The 24,487-nt window shown below is 67.3% G+C and carries 24 protein-coding genes; 9 read left to right on the forward strand and 15 right to left on the reverse strand.

Translation table 11 applies throughout. From position 1 onward, the window contains the following. Window position 1: 1 nt before the first annotated feature. From BKA02_RS01630 to BKA02_RS01655, 6 genes are all read left to right on the forward strand, one after another. Complete coding sequence (locus BKA02_RS01630; RefSeq protein ID WP_179430668.1) at window positions 2-1,471, forward strand: SCO6880 family protein; 1,470 nt, start codon at window positions 2-4, stop codon at window positions 1,469-1,471. Window positions 1,472-1,543: 72 nt separating this feature from the next. After that, entirely contained in the window at window positions 1,544-3,034 is a 1,491-nt protein-coding gene (locus BKA02_RS01635; RefSeq protein WP_179430670.1) for an ATP-binding protein, read from the forward strand. Further along, window positions 3,031-3,579 carry a hypothetical protein gene (locus BKA02_RS01640; RefSeq protein ID WP_218844400.1) on the forward strand — a complete coding sequence of 183 codons (549 nt, stop codon included), beginning with the start codon at window positions 3,031-3,033 and terminating at the stop codon, window positions 3,577-3,579. Before BKA02_RS01635 ends, BKA02_RS01640 begins: the two co-directional genes overlap by 4 nt. Continuing rightward, window positions 3,576-5,327: a type IV secretory system conjugative DNA transfer family protein gene (locus BKA02_RS01645; RefSeq protein WP_179430672.1), complete on the forward strand. Its 1,752-nt coding sequence runs from the start codon at window positions 3,576-3,578 to the stop codon at window positions 5,325-5,327. The genes BKA02_RS01640 and BKA02_RS01645 overlap by 4 nt, the downstream gene beginning before the upstream one ends. A 108-nt stretch (window positions 5,328-5,435) precedes the next feature. Further along, window positions 5,436-5,933, forward strand: a complete 498-nt coding sequence (locus BKA02_RS01650; RefSeq protein ID WP_179430674.1) for a single-stranded DNA-binding protein — start codon at window positions 5,436-5,438, stop codon at window positions 5,931-5,933. Between the two features lie 20 nt (window positions 5,934-5,953). Further along, the gene (locus tag BKA02_RS01655) at window positions 5,954-6,589 is read left to right on the forward strand and encodes a hypothetical protein (protein WP_218844402.1); all 636 of its coding nucleotides are present in this window, start codon (window positions 5,954-5,956) and stop codon (window positions 6,587-6,589) included. A gap of 63 nt (window positions 6,590-6,652) precedes the next feature. Here BKA02_RS01655 and BKA02_RS01660 read toward each other — a convergent pair whose 3' ends face one another. The 7 genes from BKA02_RS01660 to BKA02_RS01690 all read right to left on the reverse strand — a co-directional run bounded on the left by BKA02_RS01660 (window position 6,653) and on the right by BKA02_RS01690 (window position 13,786). Then, a complete protein-coding gene (locus tag BKA02_RS01660; RefSeq protein ID WP_246285956.1) occupies window positions 6,653-6,907 on the reverse strand; it encodes a helix-turn-helix domain-containing protein in 255 nt (84 codons plus the stop codon). A gap of 19 nt (window positions 6,908-6,926) precedes the next feature. Beyond that, window positions 6,927-8,213, reverse strand: a complete 1,287-nt coding sequence (locus tag BKA02_RS01665; protein ID WP_179430676.1) for a tyrosine-type recombinase/integrase — start codon at window positions 8,211-8,213, stop codon at window positions 6,927-6,929. Window positions 8,214-8,578: 365 nt separating this feature from the next. Further along, complete coding sequence (gene nrdF, locus BKA02_RS01670; protein WP_179435125.1) at window positions 8,579-9,556, reverse strand: class 1b ribonucleoside-diphosphate reductase subunit beta; 978 nt, start codon at window positions 9,554-9,556, stop codon at window positions 8,579-8,581. 37 nt (window positions 9,557-9,593) lie between these two features. Further along, entirely contained in the window at window positions 9,594-11,693 is a 2,100-nt protein-coding gene (gene nrdE / locus BKA02_RS01675; RefSeq protein WP_179435127.1) for a class 1b ribonucleoside-diphosphate reductase subunit alpha, read from the reverse strand. A 41-nt stretch (window positions 11,694-11,734) separates the two neighbouring features. After that, window positions 11,735-12,184 carry a class Ib ribonucleoside-diphosphate reductase assembly flavoprotein NrdI gene (gene nrdI / locus BKA02_RS01680; RefSeq protein ID WP_179430678.1) on the reverse strand — a complete coding sequence of 150 codons (450 nt, stop codon included), beginning with the start codon at window positions 12,182-12,184 and terminating at the stop codon, window positions 11,735-11,737. A 50-nt stretch (window positions 12,185-12,234) separates the two neighbouring features. Further along, window positions 12,235-12,465, reverse strand: a complete 231-nt coding sequence (gene nrdH / locus BKA02_RS01685) for a glutaredoxin-like protein NrdH (RefSeq protein ID WP_179430680.1) — start codon at window positions 12,463-12,465, stop codon at window positions 12,235-12,237. Window positions 12,466-12,856: 391 nt separating this feature from the next. Beyond that, window positions 12,857-13,786, reverse strand: coding sequence for a hypothetical protein (locus BKA02_RS01690; RefSeq protein WP_179430682.1), 930 nt, complete (start codon window positions 13,784-13,786; stop codon window positions 12,857-12,859). A 62-nt stretch (window positions 13,787-13,848) separates the two neighbouring features. On the opposite strand from BKA02_RS01690, the gene BKA02_RS01695 reads away from it, so the two are divergent. Together BKA02_RS01695 and BKA02_RS01700 are read left to right on the forward strand one after the other, a co-directional pair. Then, window positions 13,849-15,066 carry an MFS transporter gene (locus BKA02_RS01695; protein WP_179430684.1) on the forward strand — a complete coding sequence of 406 codons (1,218 nt, stop codon included), beginning with the start codon at window positions 13,849-13,851 and terminating at the stop codon, window positions 15,064-15,066. A gap of 35 nt (window positions 15,067-15,101) precedes the next feature. Next, window positions 15,102-15,872, forward strand: a complete 771-nt coding sequence (locus BKA02_RS01700; RefSeq protein WP_179430686.1) for an alpha/beta fold hydrolase — start codon at window positions 15,102-15,104, stop codon at window positions 15,870-15,872. Between the two features lie 9 nt (window positions 15,873-15,881). Here BKA02_RS01700 and BKA02_RS01705 read toward each other — a convergent pair whose 3' ends face one another. Both BKA02_RS01705 and BKA02_RS01710 read right to left on the reverse strand, forming a co-directional pair. Continuing rightward, a complete protein-coding gene (locus BKA02_RS01705) occupies window positions 15,882-16,229 on the reverse strand; it encodes a GntR family transcriptional regulator (protein ID WP_179430688.1) in 348 nt (115 codons plus the stop codon). Next, on the reverse strand, window positions 16,226-17,116 hold the full coding sequence (locus tag BKA02_RS01710) for a hypothetical protein (protein WP_179430690.1): 891 nt from the start codon (window positions 17,114-17,116) through the stop codon (window positions 16,226-16,228). Before BKA02_RS01710 ends, BKA02_RS01705 begins: the two co-directional genes overlap by 4 nt. Before the next feature lie 118 nt (window positions 17,117-17,234). On the opposite strand from BKA02_RS01710, the gene BKA02_RS01715 reads away from it, so the two are divergent. After that, window positions 17,235-18,392, forward strand: a complete 1,158-nt coding sequence (locus BKA02_RS01715; RefSeq protein ID WP_179430692.1) for an acyl-CoA dehydrogenase family protein — start codon at window positions 17,235-17,237, stop codon at window positions 18,390-18,392. A gap of 80 nt (window positions 18,393-18,472) precedes the next feature. Here the strand turns inward: BKA02_RS01715 and BKA02_RS01720 are convergent, their stop codons facing one another. Genes BKA02_RS01720 through BKA02_RS01745 form a run of 6 tightly spaced genes read right to left on the reverse strand, consistent with a single transcriptional unit; the run spans window position 18,473 to window position 24,464 of the window. Further along, entirely contained in the window at window positions 18,473-19,441 is a 969-nt protein-coding gene (locus BKA02_RS01720) for a Gfo/Idh/MocA family oxidoreductase (protein ID WP_179430694.1), read from the reverse strand. Next, window positions 19,438-20,565 carry an aminotransferase class V-fold PLP-dependent enzyme gene (locus BKA02_RS01725; protein ID WP_179430696.1) on the reverse strand — a complete coding sequence of 376 codons (1,128 nt, stop codon included), beginning with the start codon at window positions 20,563-20,565 and terminating at the stop codon, window positions 19,438-19,440. The genes BKA02_RS01720 and BKA02_RS01725 overlap by 4 nt, the downstream gene beginning before the upstream one ends. Beyond that, the gene (locus tag BKA02_RS01730) at window positions 20,562-21,599 is read right to left on the reverse strand and encodes an ATP-binding cassette domain-containing protein (RefSeq protein ID WP_179430698.1); all 1,038 of its coding nucleotides are present in this window, start codon (window positions 21,597-21,599) and stop codon (window positions 20,562-20,564) included. Before BKA02_RS01730 ends, BKA02_RS01725 begins: the two co-directional genes overlap by 4 nt. After that, window positions 21,596-22,612 carry an ABC transporter ATP-binding protein gene (locus tag BKA02_RS01735; protein ID WP_179430700.1) on the reverse strand — a complete coding sequence of 339 codons (1,017 nt, stop codon included), beginning with the start codon at window positions 22,610-22,612 and terminating at the stop codon, window positions 21,596-21,598. The genes BKA02_RS01730 and BKA02_RS01735 overlap by 4 nt, the downstream gene beginning before the upstream one ends. Continuing rightward, complete coding sequence (locus BKA02_RS01740) at window positions 22,609-23,523, reverse strand: ABC transporter permease subunit (RefSeq protein WP_179430702.1); 915 nt, start codon at window positions 23,521-23,523, stop codon at window positions 22,609-22,611. Before BKA02_RS01740 ends, BKA02_RS01735 begins: the two co-directional genes overlap by 4 nt. Next, window positions 23,520-24,464, reverse strand: coding sequence for an ABC transporter permease (locus BKA02_RS01745; RefSeq protein WP_179430705.1), 945 nt, complete (start codon window positions 24,462-24,464; stop codon window positions 23,520-23,522). Before BKA02_RS01745 ends, BKA02_RS01740 begins: the two co-directional genes overlap by 4 nt. Window positions 24,465-24,487 lie beyond the last annotated feature (23 nt).

The following is a 24,487-nucleotide window of genomic DNA, read 5'->3' on the forward strand; positions in this document are numbered from 1 at the left end:
CGTGGCGAAACCGCAGAACACGAAAGACGACTACCCGCTGACGGCGGTGAAGTTCTCCCGCCTCACCCGGCGTGGCCTCATCCTCGGCTTGTCGCTATCGCAGGTGATCGCGCTCGCGATCGCCGGGCTGGCGTTCATCGGGTCGCTGTACGCGGGAGGCGGGATGATCCTCGCCTATACCGCCCCGATCTGGGTCACCTGCCTGGGCATCACCTGGGCCCCGATCGCAGGCCGCAAGACCGTCGAGTGGCTGCCCGTCGGGGTGCACTGGCTGTGGCGGGTCACCGTGAAGCAGACGATCTACCGGATGCGGGTCGTCAAGCCCCGCCCCGCCGGGACCCTCGCGCTCCCGGGGGATATGGCAGCGCTGCGTCAGTACGAAGACCCGATCACCGGAGCGGTCATGGTGCATCACCCCTACGCGGCCACGCTGACAGCGCTGCTGGAAGTCACCCATCCCGCGTTCGTGCTCCTGGACCCTGGCGAGCAGGAACGCCGCGTGGCCAGTTGGGGGCGAGTCCTCGCGACATGCTGCCGGTCCGGGCGCATCGCCCGCCTACAGGTGCTGGAGCGCACCCTCCCGGATTCAGGGAGCGGGCTGGCGCAGTGGTGGGCCGAGCACGGCAACTCTGACGACGAGTCGTGGACGTCGCGCACCTACGCCGAGCTCATCAACCGGGCAGGCCCTGCCGGGGAACGCCACGCGACGACGATCTCCCTCGCCCTGGACATGAAGGCCGCTGCCCGGGCGATCCGCACCGCCGGCGGCGGCATGAAAGGTGCGGCCGCCGTGCTGCGACAGGAGATGAACACCCTCACCGCCGCGCTCCACTCCGCCGAGCTGAAAGCCATCGGATGGCTCACACCCGGCCAGCTCGCCGTGATCCTACGCTCCGCGTACGACCCGGCGATCGCCGCGACCCTGGAACGCTCCGGGAACCTCGGGCAGGACCTGGCCACGGCAGGACCGGTTGCGTTGGAGGAGACCTGGAACGGGCTCCGCTCCGACAGCGCACACCATGCCGTGCTCTGGGTCAGCGAATGGCCCCGATCGCTCGTGTACCCGGGGTTCCTGTCCCCGGTGCTCCTCGCCTCCGGGGTGCGGAGATCGTTCTCGTTACTGTGCACGCCGATCCGGTCGGATCAAGCGGCCCGTGACATTCGGAAGAAGAAGGTCGAGTACATCTCCGACGCCGCACAACGCCAGAAGATCGGACAGGTCGAGGACGCCCAACAGTCCGCCGAGTATCAGGACGTGCTGCAGCAAGAAGCCGACCTCACCAGCGGGCACGGCATCCTCCGCTACACCGGGCTGATCTCTGTCAGCGCCCCCACCCCGGACGAGCTGGAAGCGGCGGTCTCAAAGATCGAGCAGGCCGCCATCCAAGCCTCCTGCGAGACCCGGCGGCTGGTCGGTCAGCAAGCCCAGGCGTTCACCGCGGCCGCACTGCCGCTCGCACGCACCGTCTGACCCTGGGGCGCCGGTCCCGCACCTCCTTCCTGCACACCGCCTGCCCGGGCGGGTGCAGGAAGGAGTCGTGCTGTGAGCATCCCGAAACCTCGCGTGTACTCGACCGTGCTGATCGGACCGGAATCCGAGCACCGCAAGCAGCGCCGAGCCCGCCGGAAGGCCGCCGCGCAGATCCAAGCGAAGGACGTCGCCGCCCGCAAGGCCGAAGCCCGCGCCCAGTGGGAGGCGGAGCAGGCCGAGCGCCGCGCCACCACCTACCTCCCCCGATCTGGTGAGTCAGGTCCCGCCGCGCTGCGCTCGCACCGAGGGCTGCGGCTTCCCTCCCATCAGGACACCAGCGCCGCGCTCGCCGGTGCGTATCCGTTCCTCGCCGAAGGTGGCCTCGGGCCGGAAGGCGTGTTCGTCGGACAAGATATGTACTCGGGCGGGTCGTTCGTGTATGACCCGTGGGAGCTGTACAAGCGTGGCGTCATCACCGCCCCGAATCTGGTCTTGGCCGGGATCGTCGGCTCCGGGAAGTCTTCCCTCGCCAAGAGCCTCTACACGCGGTCGATTCCGTTCGGACGTCGCGTGTACGTGCCGGGTGACCCGAAGGGCGAGCACACGCCCGTCGCTGAGGCGGTCGGCGGGAAGGCGATCGTCCTCGGTCATGGGCTGCGTACGCGGCTGAACCCGCTCGACGAGGGCCACCGGCCCTCGGGTCTGACCGATGTCGAGTGGGCGTCGCAGATCGCCTCACGGCGGCGCGAACTCATCGGCGCTCTCGCCGAGACCGTCCTCGAGCGGTCCCTGTCGCCGTTGGAGCACACCGCGATCGACGTCGCCCTCGCCGCCGTCGTCGCCGGCAACGATGTCCCGATTCTGCCTATGGTCGTCGACCGCATCCTCACCCCGGACCGTGGGGGTGATACGGACAGTCGTCTCGCGGAGGACGGCCGGCTCGTCGGTCATGCGCTGAGGCGGCTCGTGGCCGGCGACCTCCAGGGACTGTTCGATGGGCCGTCCACGGTCGTGTTCGACCCGACGCTGCCGATGATCTCCCTGGATCTGTCACGGGTGGCGGAGAACTCGACTTTGATCTCGGTGCTGATGACGTGCTCGTCGGCGTGGATGGAGTCCGCGCTGCTGGACCCGGCCGGCGGGCAGCGGTGGGTGATCTACGACGAGGCGTGGAGGCTCATGTCCCATCCGGCTCTGCTGAAGCGGATGGACGCGCAGTGGCGGCTCGCGAGGCATTTCGGCATCGCCAACATGTTGATCTTCCACAAGCTGAGCGACCTCGACAACGTCGGCGACTCCGGGTCCGCGATGCGCGCCCTCGCTTCCTCGCTGCTGGCGAACGCGGAGACCCGGATCATCTACCGGCAGGAAGCCGACCAGCTCGGCGCGACGGCGACCGCGCTCGGCCTCACCGGCACTGAACAGTCCCTTCTGCCGGGTCTGGGCACCGGGCAGGGCTTGTGGCGGATTAAGGAGCGGTCTTTCGCCGTCCAGCACCAGATGCACCCGGACGAGTTGTCCACGTTCGACACGACCACGCGGATGATTGGGCGGCAAAAATGAGCGAACATGCACCCTCACGCCGCTCCCGCCGTAACCACGCCGCGACGGGCGAATCCGGCCGGGATCTCGTGGTGCCTATTGTACTCCCGCACCTGGTCGTCCGGGTAGACGCGAACGATCGGATCAGCGTCGACCTCGACGGTGGGGCGGTCACCGGGGAGCCGGTTGGCAGGCACGCCCTCGGCGGTCTGATCGACGAGATCCTGCGTCGGCGGAAGGTGCCGGTGCGGGTGGAGATCATCGAGCACGACGGCACCACCTACACGGACGTGCTCACCCCGCCGGCCCCAGAATCCGATCCTGCGCCGACCGCGACGGCCGAGCCCGCGGCGGCGCGGGAGCTGCCGCTGCTGTACGAGGCGACCGGGGACGGTTTCGTGCCTGGGGAGGACGTCGCCCTCGCCGTGATCCTCCGTCATTCCTCCTCTGATGGTGACGGTCATGTGCGGCACATGATCGAGGATCGTGAGCTGCCCGAAGGCGGCGAGGTGGTGCTGTTCGGCCGGATCTCCGGCACGACTCACGTCGTCAGGGGCATGGGATGAACCCGCACCAGCCTTCCCAGGTGCTCGCGAACCTGGGGCTTGCGGCATTGGCTGGTTTCGCGATTCTCGCCGGGCTGCTCCGTGCCGCCGGTAGTGCCGCCGCGTTGCTCACCGGGCATCCGCAACCCACCGGTGGGCCTTCCGCCGGGCTCGGCGTGCTGCTCGCCCCGGCCGACCCGGGGCAGGCCCTCGGTGCTCCGGGGCTGAACCCGGTCGTCTACTGGCTGGTCCTCGCCCTCGCTCTCGCGATCCTCGGAGCTGTCGCGTGGTGGGTGTGGCGGATCGTCGCCCGTGCGAAAGAGACCCGAGCGCAGGACCCACGGCTGCTCCGGGGCACCGCTACGCCGCGTGATGTCGCCAAGGCCGCCGGAGCGAAGGCCCTCGCGAAACGAGCGGGCACGTTCCGCCCTTCGTTGGAAGACCCGTCTCCGGAGGACGTCGGTTACCTCCTCGGCCGGTCGAAAGGGCAACAGGTGTGGGCGACGGTCGAAGATTCGATTCTGCTGATCGGCCCTCCCCGCTCCGGCAAGGGGCTGCATGTGGTGATCAATGCGATCCTCGACGCCCCCGGTGCCGTCATCACCACCTCCACCCGGCCGGACAATCTCACCGCGACGCTGAAGGCACGTCAACGCGTCGGACCCGTCGCGGTGTTCGATCCGCAGCGCCTCGCCGACGGGCTTCCCGCGGGGATGAAGTGGTCTCCGGTGCGGGGATGCGAAGACCCTCTGACGGCGATGATCCGGGCCACTGGACTTGCGACGGCTACGAACTTCGGGTCCGTGTCCGGCGGTGACTTCTGGCAGGGGAAGACCGCGGCCGCCATCCAAGGGCTCCTCCATGCTGCGGCGCTGGATGGACGGGACGCGGCGACGCTGTATCAGTGGGCGTTGAACCCGACTGCTGCAGCGGATGCGGTACGGGTCCTGCAGTCCCACCCGCAGGCGGCGCCCGGCTGGGCGGACTCGCTCGACGCGATGCTGCAAGCAGACCCCAAGACGCGCGACTCGATCTGGCAGGGCGTCTCCCTCGCGTTCAGCGCATTCGCCGATCCGCGGGTGCTGGCGGCGGTGACACCGGGTCCGCGGGACCGGTTCGACCCGGAGACGTTCATCCGGTCTCGCGGCACTCTCTATCTCCTCGCCACCGGTGCCGGCGCGGGGGCATCTTCGGCGTTGGTGGCGGCATTCATCGAGGACCTGGTGGAGACCGCCCGGAAGATCGCCGCGACCTCTGCCGGTACGCGGTTGGACCCGCCGATGCTTCTCGCCCTCGACGAGATCGGCAACCTCGCGCCGTTGCCGTCCTTGCCCACGCTCATGGCGGAAGGCGGCGGCACGGGCATCACCACTCTGCCGGTGCTGCAATCGCTCGCCCAGGCGCGGGAGAAGTGGGGGGAGAACAACGCCAACGCGCTGTGGGACGCGTCGATCGTGAAGGTCATCCTCGGCGGCGCGTCGAACTCGCGAGACTTGCAGGACCTCTCGGCGCTGATCGGAGAGCGAGACGAGATCACCGACTCGGTCACCATCGGCGAGCAAGGACACCGGTCCGCGCAACGTTCGATCCGGCGGGTCGCGATCATGCCCCCGGACGTGATCCGCACCCTGCCGTTCGGGATCGGGGTGGTGATGCTCCGCACCGCCCGGCCCATCATTACTGATCTGCGCGCCTGGCCGACACGCAAAGATGCTGCTCAACTGAGCCACGACCGGAAGGAGATCGAGAAGCTCCTGCGCCGATCCTGACTCGGCGCGGGCTCGCGCCTGGGGTCTGGACCACGCACCTGTCTGGTGTCTCCGCTGTACCGCGGGACACCAGACAGTTCGTTGTTATCAGGAAGGACCTCAGTTCTCATGGCGATCAAGACCTCGCAGGCGATCAACGGCTTCATCTCCGCCGACCCCCGCCTCACCTTCTCCGAATCCGGGCAGGCACGCTTCTACGCGCGCGTCGGCATCAACCACTACGAGCCCCAGCAGGACGGGTCGTTTCGCAAGCTCGACCCGACCTATCACGACCTGATCCAGTTCGGGAAGTCCGCCGAGATGTCGGCAGACCGGTACGTCAAGGGCGACGACATCGTCGCTCAGGGCTACACCCGCGAGTACACCCGCGACGTCAACGGCGAGGAGCGCACCGACGAGCAGTTCGTCGCCAAGCGCATCGCTCCCGATCCGAACATCACCGACTTCACGATCGACCGGCGGCCCGCCGCCGAGCGTCAGGTGGAACGCGAAGCGGAACGTGAGGTCGAGCGTGAGGAGCCCGACCGAGCAGCACAGCTCGGCTCGCCCACTCCGACCGCGTCGCGGGAGACGGAAGCACCCGCGATGGAAGCCGTCGGCCGGTAACGACTCAGGAGGACAGCGACGTGGCCGACACGGACCCGACCCACGACCCCGAACCGGGCGACCCGGATGTGGACTTCGAGCCCGAGACCGACGAGCCCGACATCGAGGACTCCGGCGACGGTCCCGACGAGGGCGAGACCGGGGAGGGCGGCAGCCCGGCAGGCACGGGCGGGAGCGATGATCTCCCGCCCGTGCCTCGTCCGATCAACTGGCGCACCCTGTCTTCCGACGACGCCGAACATGAGTGGCTCGACCTCAACGAGTGGGTGAACTGGCTACGACACGAGTTCGCCCTTCCCGCCCAGATCATTCCGCCGATGTGGCACCGTCATCGCGAGCTCGTCTGGGAGCTCTCCGCGCTCTACACCCGGTGGCTGGGCTGTTACGACCCTGAGCAGGACGCCGCCGGCCCCATCTCGTTCATGACCGACTTCGCCGCCGCGCGCACCAGGTTCCGCGAGTGGGTGCAGATCGCCGGCACCCGGCTCGATCGCGACCGTCCCTCCCGGCAGACGGTGTGGCCCGGCGAAGATCCGATCTCGGCAGGCGAAGAGACCCCGATCACCGATCGGGACGAGGACTTCGTCGACTTCGTCGTCGAGGACGTCACCCGTCGCGCGGAGGCGGAGGCCGCGTTCCTGCGCGGCGAGCCGTAGAGCATGTCCCCAGGAGCACATGGATGTGGGCGGGTCCTTTCGGACTCGCCCACATCCATGCGCTCACTTCGCGGATGGCATCTCGATGAGCAACTTCTCGCGAAGCTCGTCCGCGTCGACCCGAATCAGTCGGCCCACCCGGTAGCCGTGCACGGTGCCATCCGAAATGCGGCGACGCAGCGTCTTGATGGACACTCCGTACGTCTCAGCGGCAACCGCCAACGAGACCAGCGTGAGCGCCGAGGACTGTGAACGATCATGAACGGCCACGGGCCTACCTCCCTTGTTGATGAACTCTTTCCCCACATAGGTGTCCATGGCTGTCCCACGGCGACTCTCACACCTTCCTCGTCGCGTTGATCTGTTCCGCGACACGATCGCTCATGCGATCGGCGAGCTCGCGATCGCGGGCCATCGTGGCGTGCTGGTAGCGGAGGACGACTCGGATGTCGGCGTGTCCGCCGCGGCGCATCAGCTCTGCGAGCGTGGCGCCTTCCTGGGCGAAGATCGTCAGGCCCGTGTGACGGAGGTCGTGGAAGCGGAATCGCGGCCGGAGATCCGCGACACCGTCTCGAGCATCCGCCCAGACGTATCCCCAGCGCGTGTTCGACAGCGGGACGCTGCCGCGGATGTTCGTCGGGATCAGTGGCGCCTTGGCTTCGGTCGCCACGTTGTCCCGCAAGTGGTCTCTGAGCCGGTCGATCATGAGCTTCGGGATGCTGAGCGTCCGCCTTCCCGCGTCGCTCTTCAACCGCTCCGAGTAGTCGCCGGTGTTCGCGTTCAGTTGCCGGCGCACATGCAGGGTCGCGGTAGCGTCGTCGTGCCACTCGATGTCCCTGCGCTGCAGCCCCAGGCACTCTCCGCGGCGCAGCTGGCACCATGCGGCGAAGAGCACCATGATCGCCCAGCGATCCGGCGTCGCCGCATACAGGGCCTCGACCTGTTCCGGGCTCGCGACATCTTCGTCCTCGTCGTGGTCGGCATCGTGCCGCACAGCCTCCTGCTTCGGGATCGAGATGTTCGGCGCAGCCGGGATGATCCCCTCGCGGGCTGCCTGACGCAAGATCATCATGAGCACGATCAGCACCGGTCGCGTGATGCCGTTGAACTTCGACTTCGGATTCAACGGCGAGGGGATCGCGTCGAGGCGATCGGTCATCTCTCGGATGCGCGCCTCGTCGATCTGCCGTACCGGTGTGTCTTCGAACTCCGGGACGAGGTAGCCGTCGACCTTGCTCTTGTAGGAGCGCACAGTGGCGATGGCGCGTTTCCTCCCGCTGCGGTTCGGCTGCGTGCGGATCAAGGCAACCCACCGTTCCGCGTACTCGGAGAATCCGATGGATCGCGCCTTCTCCGCTTCCGCGACCACACGGCGGCGAGCGGCGACCACCGAAGGCGGCTCCCACTGCTGACGGGCGATCTTCGTGTGGACGCTGGCGAGCCACGCACGCGCGTCGGTCTTCGTGAGGAACGTCAGCGGCTTGTCGTCCTCCGTCCGGGCGGTGTACATCTCACCGTCGGGTGCGGGGTAGCGGGCCTGCCACCGGCCGGAGGGGAGCTTGCGAAGGCTCCCCCAGCTCTCACGCCTGACTGCTGCTATCTCCCGGGTCTTGGTGGCGCTCATCGTGTCCTCCGCTGGTCTCGAGCGTACTCACGCGAACCGTCGTGCCACTCCGTGCCACAAAAGGCCAGGAATCCCCAAAACTGGCTTCCCACCTGGCTTTTCTTGTCGCACTTGACATGCCCTATGGCACGCTGTGGCACGAGGTCGGTGGCACGCCAGGACCGAATTTCGGCCGACGGACCACCCCGCTCTCTCCTGGAAGGTGCGGGCGTGCCACCCGCGTGCCACACCCAACGACTGCTGACGTCCATATCCGTCCTCCTCTGTTCTCAGGAAGGCGGCACAAAAAGAGGCCCGGATCTGCAGAAACCTGCAGATCCGGGCCTCCCATCAGCCCTTTTCCGGGCCGGACGAGAACCGGTGCTTTAGAAGTCCCAGTCCTCGTCTTCGGTGGCGACGGCCTTGCCGATGACGTACGACGAGCCCGACCCCGAGAAGAAGTCGTGGTTCTCGTCGGCGTTGGGCGACAGCGCCGACAGGATCGCCGGGTTCACGTTCGTCACATCGGAGGGGAACATCGCCTCATACCCGAGGTTCATCAGCGCCTTGTTCGCGTTGTAGTGCAGGAACTTCTTGACGTCCTCCGTCAGCCCGACACCGTCATACAGATCCTGCGTGTACTGCACCTCGTTCTCGTACAGCTCGAACAGCAGGTTGAACGTGTAGTCCTTCAGCTCCTCACGGCGCTCGGGCGTCTGCGTCTCCAGACCGCGCTGGTACTTGTAGCCGATGTAGTAGCCGTGCACGGCCTCGTCGCGGATGATCAGACGGATGAGGTCTGCCGTGTTCGTCAGCTTCGCCTTCGACGACCAGTAGATCGGCAGGTAGAAACCCGAGTAGAACAGGAACGACTCCAGCAGCGTCGAGGCGACCTTGCGCTTCAGCGGGTCGTCGCCCTGGTAGTAGTCCATGATGATCTGGGCCTTCTTCTGAAGGTTCACGTTCTCCGTGGACCACCGGAACGCCTCATCGATCTCCTTCGTCGATGCGAGGGTGGAGAAGATCGACGAGTAGCTCTTGGCGTGCACCGACTCCATGAAGGCGATGTTCGTGTACACCGCCTCCTCGTGCGGGGTGATCGCATCCGGGATGAGCGAGACGGCGCCAACCGTGCCCTGGATCGTGTCGAGCAGCGTGAGTCCGGTGAACACGCGCATCGTGAGCAGCTGCTCCTCGGGCGTGAGCGTGTTCCACGACTGCACGTCGTTCGACAGCGGCACCTTCTCGGGCAGCCAGAAGTTGTTCACCAGACGGTTCCAGACCTCGAGGTCCTTGTCGTCTTGGATGCGGTTCCAGTTGATCGCCTGCACGTGGTCGACCAGCTTGAGCGATTCGGGGGTCATCATTCTTCCTGTCTCAAAATCCCTGATCAGCAGCCAATTACAGCATGCAGCTGACGCACTCGTCCATGTTCGTGCCCTCAAGGGCGAGCTGGCGCAGACGGATGTAGTAGATCGTCTTGATCCCCTTGCGCCAGGCGTAGATCTGAGCCTTGTTGATGTCGCGCGTGGTGGCGGTGTCCTTGAAGAACAGCGTCAGCGACAGGCCCTGGTCCACGTGCTGGGTGGCGGCGGCGTACGTGTCGATGACCTTCTCGTACCCGATCTCGTAGGCGTCCTGGTAGTACTCCAGGTTCTCGTTCGTCATGAACGGGGCCGGGTAGTACACGCGACCGAGCTTGCCTTCCTTGCGGATCTCGATCTTCGACGCGATCGGGTGGATCGAGCTCGTCGAGTTGTTGATGTACGAAATCGACCCGGTCGGCGGCACGGCCTGCAGGTTCTGGTTGTAGATGCCGTGCTTCTGGATGGACTCCTTCAGCGCGGCCCAGTCCTCCTGCGTGGGGATGTGCTTGCCGGCGAACAGCTCGGCGACCTTCTCGGTCTCGGGCTGCCAGGCGCGCTCGATGTACTTGTCGAAGAACTCCCCCGACGCGTATGTCGAGTCCTCGAACCCGTCGAAGGCGGTGCCGCGCTCGATCGCAAGCTGATTGGAGGCCCGCAGCGCGTGGTACAGCACGGTGTAGAAGTAGATGTTCGTGAAGTCCAGACCTTCTTCGGACCCGTAGAACACGTGCTCGCGGGCGAGGTAGCCGTGCAGGTTCATCTGCCCCAGGCCGATCGCGTGCGAGCGGTCGTTGCCGTCTTCGATCGAGCGCACCGAGCCGATGTGGCTCTGGTTGCTCACGGCGGTGAGGGCACGGATCGCGGTCTCCACCGTCTTGCCCAGATCGTCGGCATCCATCGCGAGCGCGATGTTCATCGAGCCGAGGTTGCAGGAGATGTCCTTGCCGATCTCGCCGTACGACAGATCGTCGTTGTACGTGGTGGGCGTGTTCACCTGCAGGATCTCGCTGCAGAGGTTCGACATGTTGATCCGGCCCTTGATCGGGTTGGCCTTGTTCACCGTGTCTTCGAACATGATGTACGGATAGCCCGACTCGAACTGGATCTCGGCGAGGGTCTGGAAGAACTCGCGCGCCTTGATCTTGGTCTTCTTGATGCGCGGGTCGTCGACCATCTCGCGGTACTTCTCGGTGACCGAGATGTCGCCGAACGGCACCCCGTACACGCGCTCGACGTCGTACGGCGAGAAGAGGTACATGTCCTCGCCGTTCTTGGCCAGCTCGAACGTGATGTCGGGCACGACCACGCCCAGTGAGAGCGTCTTGATGCGGATCTTCTCGTCGGCGTTCTCGCGCTTGGTGTCGAGGAAGCGCATGATGTCGGGGTGGTGCGCGCTGAGGTACACCGCACCGGCGCCCTGACGCGCACCGAGCTGGTTGGCGTAGCTGAAGCTGTCTTCGAGCAGCTTCATGACGGGGATGATGCCCGAGGACTGGTTCTCGATCTGCTTGATCGGTGCACCCGACTCGCGGATGTTCGACAGCAGCAGCGCCACGCCGCCACCGCGCTTGGACAGCTGCAGCGACGAGTTGATGCCGCGGGCGATCGACTCCATGTTGTCTTCGATGCGCAGCAGGAAGCAGCTGACGAGCTCGCCGCGCTGCGCCTTGCCCGCGTTGAGGAAGGTGGGGGTCGCCGGCTGGAACCGGCCGGAGACGATCTCCTCCACGAGGTCGATCGCGACCTGCTGGTCGCCGTCGGCGAGGGCGAGCGCGGTCATCACGACGCGGTCCTCGAAGCGCTCCAGGTAGCGCTTGCCGTCGAAGGTCTTCAGCGTGTAGCTCGTGTAGTACTTGAACGCGCCCAGGAACGTCTCGAAGCGGAACTTCTTCGAGTAGGCGAGGTCGTTGAGCCTCTGGATGAAATCGAACGGGTACTTCTCGAGCACGGCGCCTTCGTAGTACTCCTTCTCGACGAGGTAGTCGAGCCGCTCCTTGAGCGAATGGAAGAAGACGGTGTTCTGGTTCACGTGCTGCAGGAAGTACTCCCGCGCGGCGCGCTTGTCGGCGTCGAACTGGATCTTCCCGTTCGCGTCATAGAGGTTCAGCATGGCGTTGAGGGCGTGGTAGTCCATCCCCTCGTACGCCGGGTTGACCTTGAAGGCCGCCTGCTCGGTCACTGCCTGCTCATCAACTGCGGTGTCCACCATCGTTCCAATCCGTCGCTCACGCGATCGACGTCTTCCTGCGTGCCGAATACCTCTAGCCGGTACAAGTGAGGCACATGGCACTTGCGGCTGACGATCTCGCCGGCGAGGCAGAAGGCCTCGCCGAAGTTCGTGTTCCCCGCGGAGATCACTCCGCGGATGTTGCTCCGGTTGCGCTCATCGTTGAGGAACCGGATGACCTGCTTCGGGACCGCGCCCTTCTCCTCGCCCCTGCCCTGGCCTCCGCCGTAGGTGGGGGTGACGAGGACGAACGGCTCGTCCACGACGAGGGGCTCGTCCTGCCGGTGCAGCGGGATGCGCCGCGCCGGCAACCCCAGCTTCTCGATGAAGCGACCGGTGTTGCCGGAGACGCTCGAGAAATAGACCAGGAGAGGCGCAGTCGTAGCGACGGTGCTCATCGCGCCCTCCCTCCGTCTGGACTGTTCGTCTGGACTCGTCGTCTCAGGCGTCAGAGGCGAGCGGCGAGCTCGTCGATCTTGTCCGGGCGGAAGCCGGACCAGTGGTCCTCATCGGTGATGACGACCGGCGCCTGCATGTAACCCAGCGCCTTGACCTGCTCGAGTGCCGCGGGGTCCTCGGAGAGGTCGTGCACCTCGTAGTCGATGCCCTTCGCGTCGAGCGCGCGGTAGGTCGCGTTGCACTGCACGCAGGCCGGCTTCGTATAGACAGTGATCGACATGGATTCCGCCCCTTCTTCCCTCAGATCCGCATGTTTTCCGGTAGGCCCCCCACCGGGACTCCAATACTACATATGGGTGCCGACATTCGGGGTGACCACAAGGTCTAGTAGTTACATCCGTGTAGTTTTCCACCGTCGTCCCCTGGTTACAACACAGGTTGTCCACCTTTTCATCCACAGGGGCGAAACGATTCCGAAGCCACCGAAGCGCGGATTCCCGCGGCTCGCAGAGCACCGTTCACGATCCGTCCACAGGGGGCACGCTAAACGGGGCATCCGACATTCCCCAGGGTGTGGAAATCGCCCTCCGGCGTGTCGTCGGCGTGTCGCGTCATCCGTGCGCGGCGGGATCGAACAGAGCGCGCTGCGCAACGACTCAGCCGGCGAAGGCTCAGCCCGCGAAGGCGCAGTGCGTCAGCTTGTCGGAGGTCGTGCTGCCGTGCGCCATGATCTCTTCGGTCTGGAACCCGAAGAAACGTGTCCCGTCGGCGGTGAGCAACGGCGCGTCAGGCAATTCGTACAGCGACACGGCCTCGCCCGGTGCGATCACTTGAGGCGCGGATGCGGGCGGCGCGGCTCGGGCGTCGACCTCTTCGTCGATCAGCCCGTCCATCCACTCCGATCGCGGGCACACCCCGCCCCAGGCGGGGATCGGCGCGGTCTGGATCGGATAGGCGACACCGTCGATCCGTTCGACGTGCACCTCGCGCACCTGCTGCCCTGTGCCGCCGCTCGCGCAGTCGGTGGTGTCGAAGGGCAGGCGAAGGACCTGGTCGATGCGATACCCGCCGTCCACAGCCGCCACGTCGTTCACGACATCACCGCACCTGCTCATCCTGGCGATCGGATAGACGACCTGCTCGGCCGCGGGCTCCCCCTCGCCGGGGCGATCGACGCCGAGCCATACGTACCAGAGCCGCAGCACGCCGTTGCCGTCGTGCTGGGTGACGGGAATCGCGACATCGATGACACCGTCGCCGTCCGCATCCGCTTCGACGCCGTCGCCGAGCTCGTATGTCCGCCCGCTGTCGTCCACGGCCGCGCCGTCGGTGAAGGCAACAGGGAACGGCGTCTGCAGACCGTCTGGCGCGAAGGACCACTCGGCCCCGCTCGCCCAGGCGACGACATCCCCCGCGGTCGTCGCCGGTGCGCTCGGCGACGACTCCGGTGAGGTCTCGGACGCACCCGGATTCGACGGCGGAGCGCAGGCGGTGAGCCCCACCCCCAGCACAACGGCGACAACGGGGGCCAGGCGGCGAAGGCCGCGGATCGACCAGGGCCGAGGATGCGGCGCGATGACGTTCGATACGGTGCTGGACACAAGCTCCCCTCACGGCCGACGTTGCGCTCACAGTAGCGCAGCGGCGGCGCTAATGTTGCCTGGTGGCGGGATACCGAGACCTTCTGCGCACCCCCGGAGTGGGCCGCATGATCGCGGCGCAACTGGCGGCGCGATTCCCCAACGGCATGTCGAGCCTGGCGATTCTGCTGCACGTCGAGCACACGACCGGCTCCTACGGCGCCGCAGGTCTCGCGCTGGCCGCGGCGTCGGTCGGCCAGGCCGTCGCCGGCCCCGTCACAAGCCGCTGGATGGGGGCCTGGGGCATGCGCCGCGTGCTCACGCTCACCCTCTCGGTGTGCGTGCTCGCCTTCGTCGCGCTCGCCCTGCTGCCCTTGCAGATCCCCGGGTACATGGCGCTGGGGCTCGTCGCCGGCCTGTCCACTCCGCCGGTGCAGGCGGCGGTGCGCACGATCTATCCGAAGCTCGTCAACTCCTCGCAGCTGACCCCGCTGTTCTCGCTGGACGCGTCGCTGCAGGAGATCATCTGGATCCTCGCCCCCGTGGCGATCACGCTGGTGTCCACGCAGATCGGATCGTCGGTCGGGCTCCTCCTGGTCGCCGCGATCCTCGTACTCGGCGGCGGCTGGTTCATCCTCTCCCCCGAGCTCGGGCGCGTACGCATCCCGCGCAGTCGGCGCGGCTTCGGCGCCGTCGTGCTGCGTCCTCCGGTGATGCTGGCCACGGTGATCGGCTTCCTCCTCATCGGCTCGTGCGCCGCCGTGGAGGTCGGCGTCGTCGCCACCTTCGATCACGGCGGGCTGGAGGCGGGGATCGTGCTGGCCGTGTTCGCGGTCGGCAGCCTCGCCGGTGGCCTGGCCACCGGCCACGTGCCGATCGGTCCGTGGGCGATGGCGCGGCGCCTGGCCGTCGTCACGGTCGGCCTTTCTCTCACCCTGGTGTCGCTGAACGTGTTCTGGCTCGGCGGAACCCTGCTCGTCGCGGGGATCGGCATCGCCCCCGCCCTGGCCGTCCTGTTCGCGATCACGACGGCGAGCGTGAAGTTCAGTGAGACGGCCGAGGCGTTCGGATGGGCCGGCACCGGCCAGCTCATCGGCGCGGCCGCGGGCTCGGCCATCGCCGGATTCCTCATCGACCTCTCCGGAACCCCGCAGGGCGCCTATCTCGCCGCGATCCTGTTCGCGGTGGCCGCCCTCATCGTCTCCGTGGTCTTCGTACGGGCCTTCCCCGACCTGCGCACGCGCGACCCCAGCCCCATTCCCGACACCGAACCGGTGTCGACGCTCATGCAGCAGCCCTGATCCGGCATCCGCTCGGCTCCTCTTAGGATGAGCGCATGCCCGCACCGCTCGTCCTGCCCCGCCTGGTGTGGGGCTCGCCCGACGCCGAGCGGCACGCCCTGCTCGTACACGGCCTCGGCTCGTCGGCGGCCCTGATGTGGCGACTCGGCACGGCACTCGCCGTTGCCGGATGGTGCGCGACCGCGGTCGATCTGCGCGGTCACGGCGAGGCCCCGCGCGCACTCGACTACACGGTCGCCGCCTATGCCGCCGATGTCGGCGCCGTTCGGCCCGACCGCGGAGGGGCATGGGATGCGGTGATCGGGCATTCGCTCGGCGGTGCGGCCAGCACCTCGGCGGCGGCGCACGATGCGGCATGGACCCGTCGGCTGGTGCTCATCGATCCGGCGATCATGCTCACGGGCCACGATGCGGCCGTCATCCGCGCGAGTCAGAAGCGGGCCTTCGACGACGATCGGATCGAGACCGTGCGCGACGAGCATCCGCACTGGCACGAGCAGGATCTGGAGCTGAAGGTCGACGCGGTGCACCGCGCGAGCCGGTGGGCGGTGGAGCAGACGAGCGCGCAGAACTCGGATGACGGTGTCCCGTGGGATGTGCGGGCGGATGCGGTACGGCTCACGATCCCCACGCACGTGATCGGCGCCGACCCGGCCGTCTACAGCCTGTTCACCGGCGATCTCGCCGCCGAGGTGCTCGCCGCGAACGAGCGCATCACGATGTCGATCGTCACTGACGCCGGCCACTCCCCGCACCGCGACCGTCCCGACGAGACGATCCGCCAGCTCCTCGACGCTCTCGACTGACCCTCCAGCTCACCAGATCGCACGGAGGATGCGGATCGCCTCGTCGACGTCGACGCCGTCGCCGAGCGCGGCCGCACGGAGAGAGCGCGCCGCGTCGAGCACCGCGGGCGACAGCGAGGTCGCCTCCGCGCTCACCCGCGTTCCCGCGCCCATGCGAGTCACGACCTGGCCGTTCGCTTCGAGCACCCGATACGCTTTCGCCACGGTTCCCGGGGCGACGCCGAGGTCGGCGGCGAGTTGCCGCACCGAGGGCAGCCGCTCGCCCGCCGCGAGCTGTCCCGACGTGATGAAGCCGGCGATCTGATCGCGAATCTGCTCGGCGGGCGACCCTCCGGACGAACCGATCGTGATGATCATCTCGGCAGCTCACTCCGTCGCGCCGGAAGGGCGGTGATGGCGACCATCATCCACAGCACCGCGCCGATGACGAGGACCGCGTATCCGCTGTACTGCAGAAAGGGTCCGATCGCTGCGAACGTCGGCTGCGCTCGGAGCGGCACGGGGTTGTCCGCCGCGTGAACCAAGCGCATGCCGGCCGTCGCGCCCAACGACAGCAGAATCGTGGAGAGATGGAGTGTGAGGCCACCGGTCACGATCAAGAGGACGTTGCGACTGCGCACCTGCCGTTGCGTGCGCTCACGATCGACGTCCACACCGAGCGGCGGGTGTGCGATGAGCACGAGGGAGAGGAATCCGGCGACGAGCAGGACTGCGAGCAGGATCACGCTCGGAAGCGAGTAGTACCAGCCGTAGATCGTCGTACCGCCCTCCACTTCCCCCAGAGCGATGACGTACATCGTGCGCCGACCGTTGGGGTCCGGCGAGGACGCCGCCCCCGCCGCGATCGTGAGCGAGACGACGAGGATCGTGACGATCGCGGCGATGATCACCCACCTCGGTGTCACGAAGCTCAACGGCGTGCGCCGGCGCACATCCGCGATCCCGCGCGCAGCGCGAGGCATCGGAAAGGATGCGATCACAAGGGCGACCATTGCCGCAGCCAGCGGGACGGCATGCTTCACGGCGATCACGTCGTCACTGTCGAAGACGTCGTACATCCACGTCTGCGCCGACAGGACGATCTCCATCGCCATCGCCGCGGCGATGGCGACCAGGGCAGAGATACGGGCCGCCCCATCGAGCGCATGTCGGGTGCCCCGCAGCAGCCACCACATCAAGGCGATGAGGAGCGCGAGAACCCACGGCCCGACGACGATGAGTCCGGCGAGCCAGTGGATGTTCATCCGCGTCTCCTACCCCGTCTCACGACGTTCGTATCATCCCGTTGATACAAAGCGTACCATCTTAATGACACGCTTTGCTGCCGAGCCCGCGGCCCGTCTGCGGAACTAGCCTGGAGGCATGACGTTCGATCCCGCCGCGCACCTTCCCGACGACCTGCTGGCACGCATCCGCGAGCGGGCGCCGATCCACGACCGCGACAACACCTTCCCCGACGACGACCTGCGCGAGTTGCGGGATGCGGGGTACCTCTCGATCCTCGTGCCCGCCGAACTCGGCGGGGCGGGCCTGGGTCTGGAGCAGGCCGCCGTGCTGCAGCAGCGGCTGGCCGAGGCAGCGCCCGCCACCGCCCTGGCGATCAACATGCACCTCGTCTGGACCGGCGTGGCCAAGGTCTTCTCCGACCGCGGCGTGCCGGGGTTGGAGTTCGTGCAGCGCGGCGCCGCCGCCGGCGAGGTGTTCGCATTCGGGATCAGCGAGGGCGGCAACGACCTCGTGCTCTTCGGCAGCGACACGGCCGCCGAGCCACAGGACGACGGCGCGTACGCCTTTACCGGAACCAAGATCTTCACCTCGCTCGCCCCGGTGTGGACCAAGCTCGGCCTGCACGGTCTCGACACGACGAGCGACGACGCCCCGAAGCTCGTGTTCGCCTTCGTCGACCGCACGGATGCCGTGGAGACCGCCGACGACTGGGACACGCTCGGCATGCGCGGCACGCAGAGCCGCACGACACGGCTGCGCAGGGCCGTCGCCTCTGCCGAGCACGTCGTGCGCCGCATCGACCCCGGCCCGAATCCCGACCCGATCGTGTTCGGCATCTTCAGCGTCTTCGAGCTGCTGCTCGCCTCGGTGTACACCGGCATCGCGCGACGAACGCTGGATCTCGCCGTCGATGCGGCGAGCACCCGGCGATCCAAGAAGAGCGGGAAGACGTACGCGCAGGACCCCGACATCCGCTGGCGCATCGCCGACATGGCCCTCGCCTACGACGCCCTGCCACCGCAGATCGCCGCGCTCGCCCGCGACGTCGACGAGCGCGCGGATCACGGCGCGCGCTGGTTCACCCTGCTGTCGGGTACGAAGCACCGCGCGGTGACGATGGCCAAGCACGTCGCGGATCAGGCGATGCTCGTCGCCGGCGGTTCGTCGTACTTCACTCGCAACGAGCTGTCGCGCCTCTACCGCGACGTGCTGGCGGGCATGTTCCACCCCTCCGATCCCGAATCGGCGCACTCCACCGCAGCGAGCGCCTGGCTCGGCCCCGTGGAGGACTGAAGGGGCCGGCTACTGCCTCGCAATCGACGCGGGAGCACCTCCATTCGAGCAACGGCACACACGATGGTCTTCGGCCCCGATCAGTCGACGAGACGCTTTATCGTGCCCTCACGTGCGCTGTGCTCAGCCGCCGCGAGAACACGCAGTGAGGAAAGCACATCGTCATTGGATGCCGAAGAACCGCTGCAGAGCCGGTCGACGAAGGCACGTAACTGTCGTCGGAATCCTGCGGCGAGGATCTCGGTCTCCTCTCCTTCACACACCGTTTCGCCATCAACGGCGACAGAGCGGTAGCAATCCAGCGTGACGGTAGCGCCAGTGCCGATGAGCACAAGATCATGAACCTTCACGCGCGAGGAAAACGACATCGAAGACGTCATCCGCAATCCCGAGTGGAACCGAACCAGTAAGGAGAAGTCATCGATGACGCCGAAGTCACTTCGTACCGAGTCCGCTTCGCAGACAACGCGGCGCGCCTCGTCGGCGAACAGGTGGCAGATGAGGTCTACGCTGTGAGATCCCCAGTGCGAGATGAGGAACGCCGGCAGTTCACGCCACCACGGGAAGTTGTCCGCACGGTCCACCAGCCGACGTTCGATGGCCTGCACCGGTGAACCGAAACGCCCCGAAGCAAGCACCTCACGGATGGGGTCGATCAACGGAAGGTGGCGGAGCACCTGGGCTGGCATGAGCGTAACCTTGCACCGCTCAGCGAGGGCCAGCAACGCGGTCGCCTCGCCGAGATCATCGGACAGCGGCTTCTCCACCATGACGCCGATGCCGCGAGTCACGAGTGTACGAGCCTGCTCGGCATGCACTCGCGTCGGCGAGCAGAGGATCGCCCCATCGACGCCGTCGGGCAGTTCGTCGATCGACACTGCGGTCAGTCCGGCACCGCTGAGATCAGCCAGCCTGCGGGCTGCGTCCCGATCTGGATCGACGACGGCGACTATCTCGACGTCGGGCAGCTCATTCGCGGCCCTCACGTGGTCGTGCGCGATCCGACCGGCTCCGACGACGGCGAGCCGCGTGATGTTCGGCACAGTCACACTCCGATCCTCTTCAGCTGTGCGAGCACCGTCTCCGTGTCGGCATCCGACGTGTACGCGTGAGCGGCGAGACGTACTCGCCCGTCCCGCGCCCAGACGGTCGTGCCCCGGCGGGCGAGCTCCTCGGCGATTCTGACATGATCGTCGGATTCGAAGGCGATGATCCCGCCCGTCTCGACGCGGTCGTCGGCGAGGATCGGAGTGATCCCGAGTTCGCGGAGTCCATCGCGCAGTACCCGCACCGCACGCCTGTTGTGCTCGCCGATGCGCGCGTAGCCCCACTCTTCGAGTTCGGCGAGGGAGGCCGCAAGCACCGCGAGGGCCGGGAACGCGGGCATCCCCTCCTCGAAGCGCCGCGTGTCCGGATGGAGCCGGAAGTCCGAGGTGAGCGCCGGGAACAGCTCCACCACGCTGCGGTAACCGGCGTAGCTGGGGGCGAGGATCTCGCGGGCGCGCCGAGTGGCCGCGAAGCCCGCTGTGCCGTGCACGCCGAGCTGCCACTTGAACGTCGCCGCGCAGAGCACGTCGATCCCCTCCATCGACACCTCGCCTGCGCCGACGGCCTGCACGGCATCGGCGAACACGAGTGCACCGATCTGCTCCGCACGTGCGCCGATCGACCTGAGATCCAGCCGCTGTCCCGAGCGAAAGCTCACCAGGCTGGCGACCACGAGGCGCGTGCGCTCGTCCATCGCGGCGACGATGTCGTCCTCGCGGAGCGCACCGTCACGGGCAGCGACCAACCGCACTTCGACCCCACGGGACCGCAGCAGCTCGACGTTGAAGAGCGTGGAGGGGAACTCCCCCTCCAGCGTCACGAGCACGTCGCCGTCACGCCAGTCGATCCCCTTCAGCACGATATCCAGGCCGCGGGAGGTCGAGGCGACGAAGGCGACGTCGTGCACGGCGGCGGAGACGGCCGTGGCGAAGCGACGTCGCGCCTCCGCTTCGATGGCCGCGAACTCCTCCCGACCGAGCGCACCCCGAGCCTTTGCCGCACCGTAGCGGTCCCAGGCGGCAGCGGCGGATGCGAGCAGAAGGCCCTCAGCCGCGGTGTTCAGGTAGACGCCCTCGGGCGCGACGGCGAGCGCCTGCCGCGCCCGAGACGCCAGGGAGTCGCTCATGCCGTCACGGGAATCCCGGACGCCGCGCGCTCGACATCCTCGGCGAAGTGGCAGGCAGATGCATGCGCCCCCGCCGCCGGAGGCGTCTCGGCCGACACCTCGCGGAACGACGGACGCTCGGTGACGCAGCGCTCGGGGTTGCCGAGCTGTTCGCGCAACCAGCAGCGCGCAGCGAACGGACACCCGACGGAGGTGTCATCGACGGGTGCCGGGGTGCTGTGCATCCACGGGCGCTCGGGGACGACGCCGGGAGTGTCGACGGGGGCCGCGCCGATCAGCATCCGCGTGTACGGATGCCACGAGCGATTCATGATCTCGGCGCGCGACCCGAGCTCGACGAGCGCCCCCATGTACATCACGGCGATCCGGTCGCAGAAGAAGTTCACCACTCGCAGATCGTGCGTCACCATGACGATGGTGAGACCGAGCGATCGCTTCAGGTCGCCCAGGAGGTTGAGCACCTGCGCCTGGATGGACACGTCGAGGGCGGACAGCGGCTCGTCGGCCACGATGACCGAGGGGTCGACGGTGAGCGCCCTGGCGAGCACGATGCGCTGCCGTTGCCCGCCGCTGAACTCGTGCGGATAACGATCGAGGACCCCCTCGTGCAGACCCACCTGGTCGAGCAGCTCCCGCATCCGCCGCTCGCGCTCGGCGCCCTTGACCCCGATCACCCGGTATCCATCCGCAAGCGTGGCGCGGATGGAGCGGAACGGGTTGAGCGATGCGTAGGGGTTCTGGAACACCATCTGCACCAGGCGCCGGAACTCGCGCCGCCGCCTACCGCGCAGCTTCGGGATGGACTCCCCCCGAACACGGGACTCGCCCGAGGACGCGGTCTCGAAGCCCATGAGGATGCGCGCGAGGGTCGTCTTGCCCGAACCGCTCTCGCCGACGATGCCCAGGGCCTCGCCCTCGGTGACTGAGAGCGACACACCGGCGACGGCGGGCCTGTTGTGTCGGCGTCCGAAGACCTTGACGACGTCGCGGGCCTCGAGGATGGGCCGTTGCGGAGCGCTCTGGTCGGTGTTCATTCCGATTCCTCCTCGGTGGCGAAGTGGCAGGCGGCCCAGTGCGAGCCGTCGCCCCGAGCACGCGGATCGTGGGTGCGGCACTGCTCCGGCTCGCCCTTGGCCCGGTAGAGCGGACAGCGGGGGGAGAAACGGCACCCGGTCGGCCAGGAGCCCGGCCGCGGAGGCTGACCGGGGATGGCGTCGAGGCGCGCCGGCGGCTCACCTCCCAACGGCAGTAGGCTCGCCAGCAGCGCACGCGTGTACGGATGCTCCGGACTGCGGAAGACGTCCTTCACTGGGCCCGACTCGACGATCCTTCCGGCATACATCACCATCACCCGGTCGCCGATTTCGGCGACGGTCGCCAGGTCGTGCGTGACGAAGATGATGCTCGTGCCGTGGGTGGCGGCGATCGACTTCAACAAGGCGAGGATCTGCGCCTGCACGGTCACGTCGAGTGCCGTGGTCGGCTCGTCGGCGATGATGAGCTTCGGTTCCAGGATGAGTCCCTGCGCGATGGCGACGCGCTGCTGCATCCCTCCGCTCAGTTCGTGCGGATATCGACGCATCACGTCTTCCGGATCGGGGAGTCGAACTTCGCCAAGGGCCCGGATCGCCCGTTCCCGGTGTTCCCGTCGCGTCCCGGGGACGGCGTGGTCGCGAAGGATTCGCGTGATCTGTTCGCCGATCGTCGTGACCGGGTTCATGGTGGCGAGCGCATCCTGCACGACGAGCGCTATCTCGGCACTGCGCACCGTGCGCAGCTCAGTCTCGCTCAGGCCGAGGAGGTCGCGGTCCTCGAGGCGCAGTTCCTCGGCGCTCGTGCGTCCGGGGGCAGGCACGGCCCGAAGGAGCGAGAGCCCGAGTGTGCTCTTTCCGGACGCGGATTCACCGACGAGCCCGATGATCTCCCCCGCTCCCGCGGTGAAGGAGACGTCGTCGACGGCGCGGACCGTACCCTCCTGGGTGGCGAACTCGACCGAGAGGCCGCGCACGGTGACGAGCGGAACTGTCGCTTCGACGATGTCAGTCATGAGTTCACTCCTCCGCTACGGGGATCGACGATGTCGCGCAGACCGTCGCCGAGCAGGTTGACGCCCAGCACGGCAACGACGACCACCGCGCCCGCTCCGACGGCGAGCCATGGCGCCTCGTACATGAACTCACGTCCTTCGATCAACAGGGATCCCCACGACGGATCGGGGGGTTGCACGCCGAGGCCGAGGAACCCGATCGACGCCTCGTCGAGGATGCCCCACGCGAAAGCGGTCGTGACCTGCACGATGAGTACGGGGAGCAGGCTCGGGAAGACGTCGCGCCCGATGATCCCGAACGCGGAGGAGCCGACACCGCGTGAGGCCTCGACGTATGGCCTGGATCTCGCCGACACGACGGAACTGCGCACGATGCGGGCGAACTGCCAGCTGTACACGGCGATGAGCGCGACCGTCACCGACTGCGCGGAGGGCCCCAGGAGCGTGACGATGCCGAGGGCCATGACCAGACCGGGGATGGCCAGCAGGATGTCGATCGTCCTGGTGAGCACGGCATCGGCGATTCCGCCGAAGTATCCGGCGGCGACGCCGAACACCGTGCCGATCACGAGCGCCCCCGCCACCGCCGCCGCCGAGACCGTGAGGGACACGCCGGATCCGGCCATCACCCGGGAGAGGATGTCTCGTCCGTAGACGTCGGTCCCCATAGGGTAGGCGAAGTCGGGGGCTGTGAAGGGAGCTCCCGCGTTGAACTCCGTCGGGTTGTAGGGGGTCCAGAAGGCGCCGAGAACGGCTACGCCGATGACCAGGAGCGTCATGATGAGTCCGAGGAGGGCGCGGGGTGTGCGCGCAATGCTGCGCAGCGTGATCGCACGCACTCCTCCCGCCGGTACGGGTGAGACGCGCCTCCCCAGGCGCGAGACCAGTGTCGCTGTCGTCGTGGTGGTCACGTCAGTCTCACTCTCGGATCAAGCCAGGCCTGGATGACCTCGACGGCGAGGTTGACCAGGATGTATATGGTCGCGACGACCAGGATCAGCGACTGCACGACGAGGTAGTCGCGCTGCACGGCGCCTTCGACGAGCAGCCGACCGATTCCCGGCCAGTTGAACAGCTGCTCGACGATCACCTGGCCGCCCAGCAGGGCGCCGAGGTTCATGCCGACGACGACGAGCACGGGCAGGATCGCGTTGCGCAGCACGAACCGCTGGTTCACCGTCCGGGGCAGAAGCCCCCGGATCCTCGCCTGCACGACGAACTGCTCGCGCATCAGCTCGGAAGTGGAGACCCGGACCATCCGGGCGAGGAATGGCGACAGATGCAATCCCAGCACGAGCGCCGGCATGAGCGTCAGACGCAGGCTCTGCCACGGGTCGTCGGCGAACGGCACATAGCCGGCCGTCGGCAGCCAACGCAGTTGCACGCCCAGGAGGAGGATCAGCAGCGTGCCGATCCAGAACACCGGCAGCGACAGACCGATCAGTGCCGCCGGTGACAGGATGCGGTCGAGCCATCCGCCCTTGTGCTTGCCTGCGTAGTACCCGAGGGGGAAGCCGATGAGCACGGTGAAGAGGAGTCCGGCCAGCGTCAACTGCAGGGTCGCCGGGATGCGATTCACCACGAGCGGCGTGAGCGGCGCACCGGTGATGAGCGAGACCCCCAGGTCCCCCTGGAACAGGCCGAAGAACCACGTGAAGTACTGCTCGACGAGAGGGCGATCCAGCCCCCGCTCGTGGCGGAGCTGCGCGATGAGCTCCGGTGTGCCGTTCGGTCCCAGCATGCCGGCGATCGGATCGCCGGGCACGGCATGCACGTAGAAGAACAGCAGGAGGGTCAGTGCCCACAGCAGCGGGATCACGAAGAGTAGTCGTCGGAGGACGTACCTGATCATCGAGAGGACTCCAGTGTCGGTGG

Source organism: Microbacterium pseudoresistens (assembly GCF_013409745.1).
GTDB lineage: Bacteria > Actinomycetota > Actinomycetes > Actinomycetales > Microbacteriaceae > Microbacterium > Microbacterium pseudoresistens.

Coding starts and splice junctions, on each gene's coding strand:
- BKA02_RS01640 (WP_218844400.1), top strand. CDS start 3,031: ATGAGCGAACATGCACCCTCACGCCGCTCCCGCCGTAACCACGCCGCG.
- BKA02_RS01645 (WP_179430672.1), top strand. CDS start 3,576: ATGAACCCGCACCAGCCTTCCCAGGTGCTCGCGAACCTGGGGCTTGCG.
- BKA02_RS01650 (WP_179430674.1), top strand. CDS start 5,436: ATGGCGATCAAGACCTCGCAGGCGATCAACGGCTTCATCTCCGCCGAC.
- BKA02_RS01660 (WP_246285956.1), bottom strand. CDS start 6,907: ATGGACACCTATGTGGGGAAAGAGTTCATCAACAAGGGAGGTAGGCCC.
- BKA02_RS01665 (WP_179430676.1), bottom strand. CDS start 8,213: ATGAGCGCCACCAAGACCCGGGAGATAGCAGCAGTCAGGCGTGAGAGC.
- nrdF (WP_179435125.1), bottom strand. CDS start 9,556: ATGACCCCCGAATCGCTCAAGCTGGTCGACCACGTGCAGGCGATCAAC.
- nrdE (WP_179435127.1), bottom strand. CDS start 11,693: ATGGACTACCACGCCCTCAACGCCATGCTGAACCTCTATGACGCGAAC.
- nrdI (WP_179430678.1), bottom strand. CDS start 12,184: ATGAGCACCGTCGCTACGACTGCGCCTCTCCTGGTCTATTTCTCGAGC.
- nrdH (WP_179430680.1), bottom strand. CDS start 12,465: ATGTCGATCACTGTCTATACGAAGCCGGCCTGCGTGCAGTGCAACGCG.
- BKA02_RS01700 (WP_179430686.1), top strand. CDS start 15,102: ATGCCCGCACCGCTCGTCCTGCCCCGCCTGGTGTGGGGCTCGCCCGAC.
- BKA02_RS01705 (WP_179430688.1), bottom strand. CDS start 16,229: ATGATCATCACGATCGGTTCGTCCGGAGGGTCGCCCGCCGAGCAGATT.
- BKA02_RS01710 (WP_179430690.1), bottom strand. CDS start 17,116: ATGAACATCCACTGGCTCGCCGGACTCATCGTCGTCGGGCCGTGGGTT.
- BKA02_RS01715 (WP_179430692.1), top strand. CDS start 17,235: ATGACGTTCGATCCCGCCGCGCACCTTCCCGACGACCTGCTGGCACGC.
- BKA02_RS01725 (WP_179430696.1), bottom strand. CDS start 20,565: ATGAGCGACTCCCTGGCGTCTCGGGCGCGGCAGGCGCTCGCCGTCGCG.
- BKA02_RS01730 (WP_179430698.1), bottom strand. CDS start 21,599: ATGAACACCGACCAGAGCGCTCCGCAACGGCCCATCCTCGAGGCCCGC.
- BKA02_RS01735 (WP_179430700.1), bottom strand. CDS start 22,612: ATGACTGACATCGTCGAAGCGACAGTTCCGCTCGTCACCGTGCGCGGC.
- BKA02_RS01745 (WP_179430705.1), bottom strand. CDS start 24,464: ATGATCAGGTACGTCCTCCGACGACTACTCTTCGTGATCCCGCTGCTG.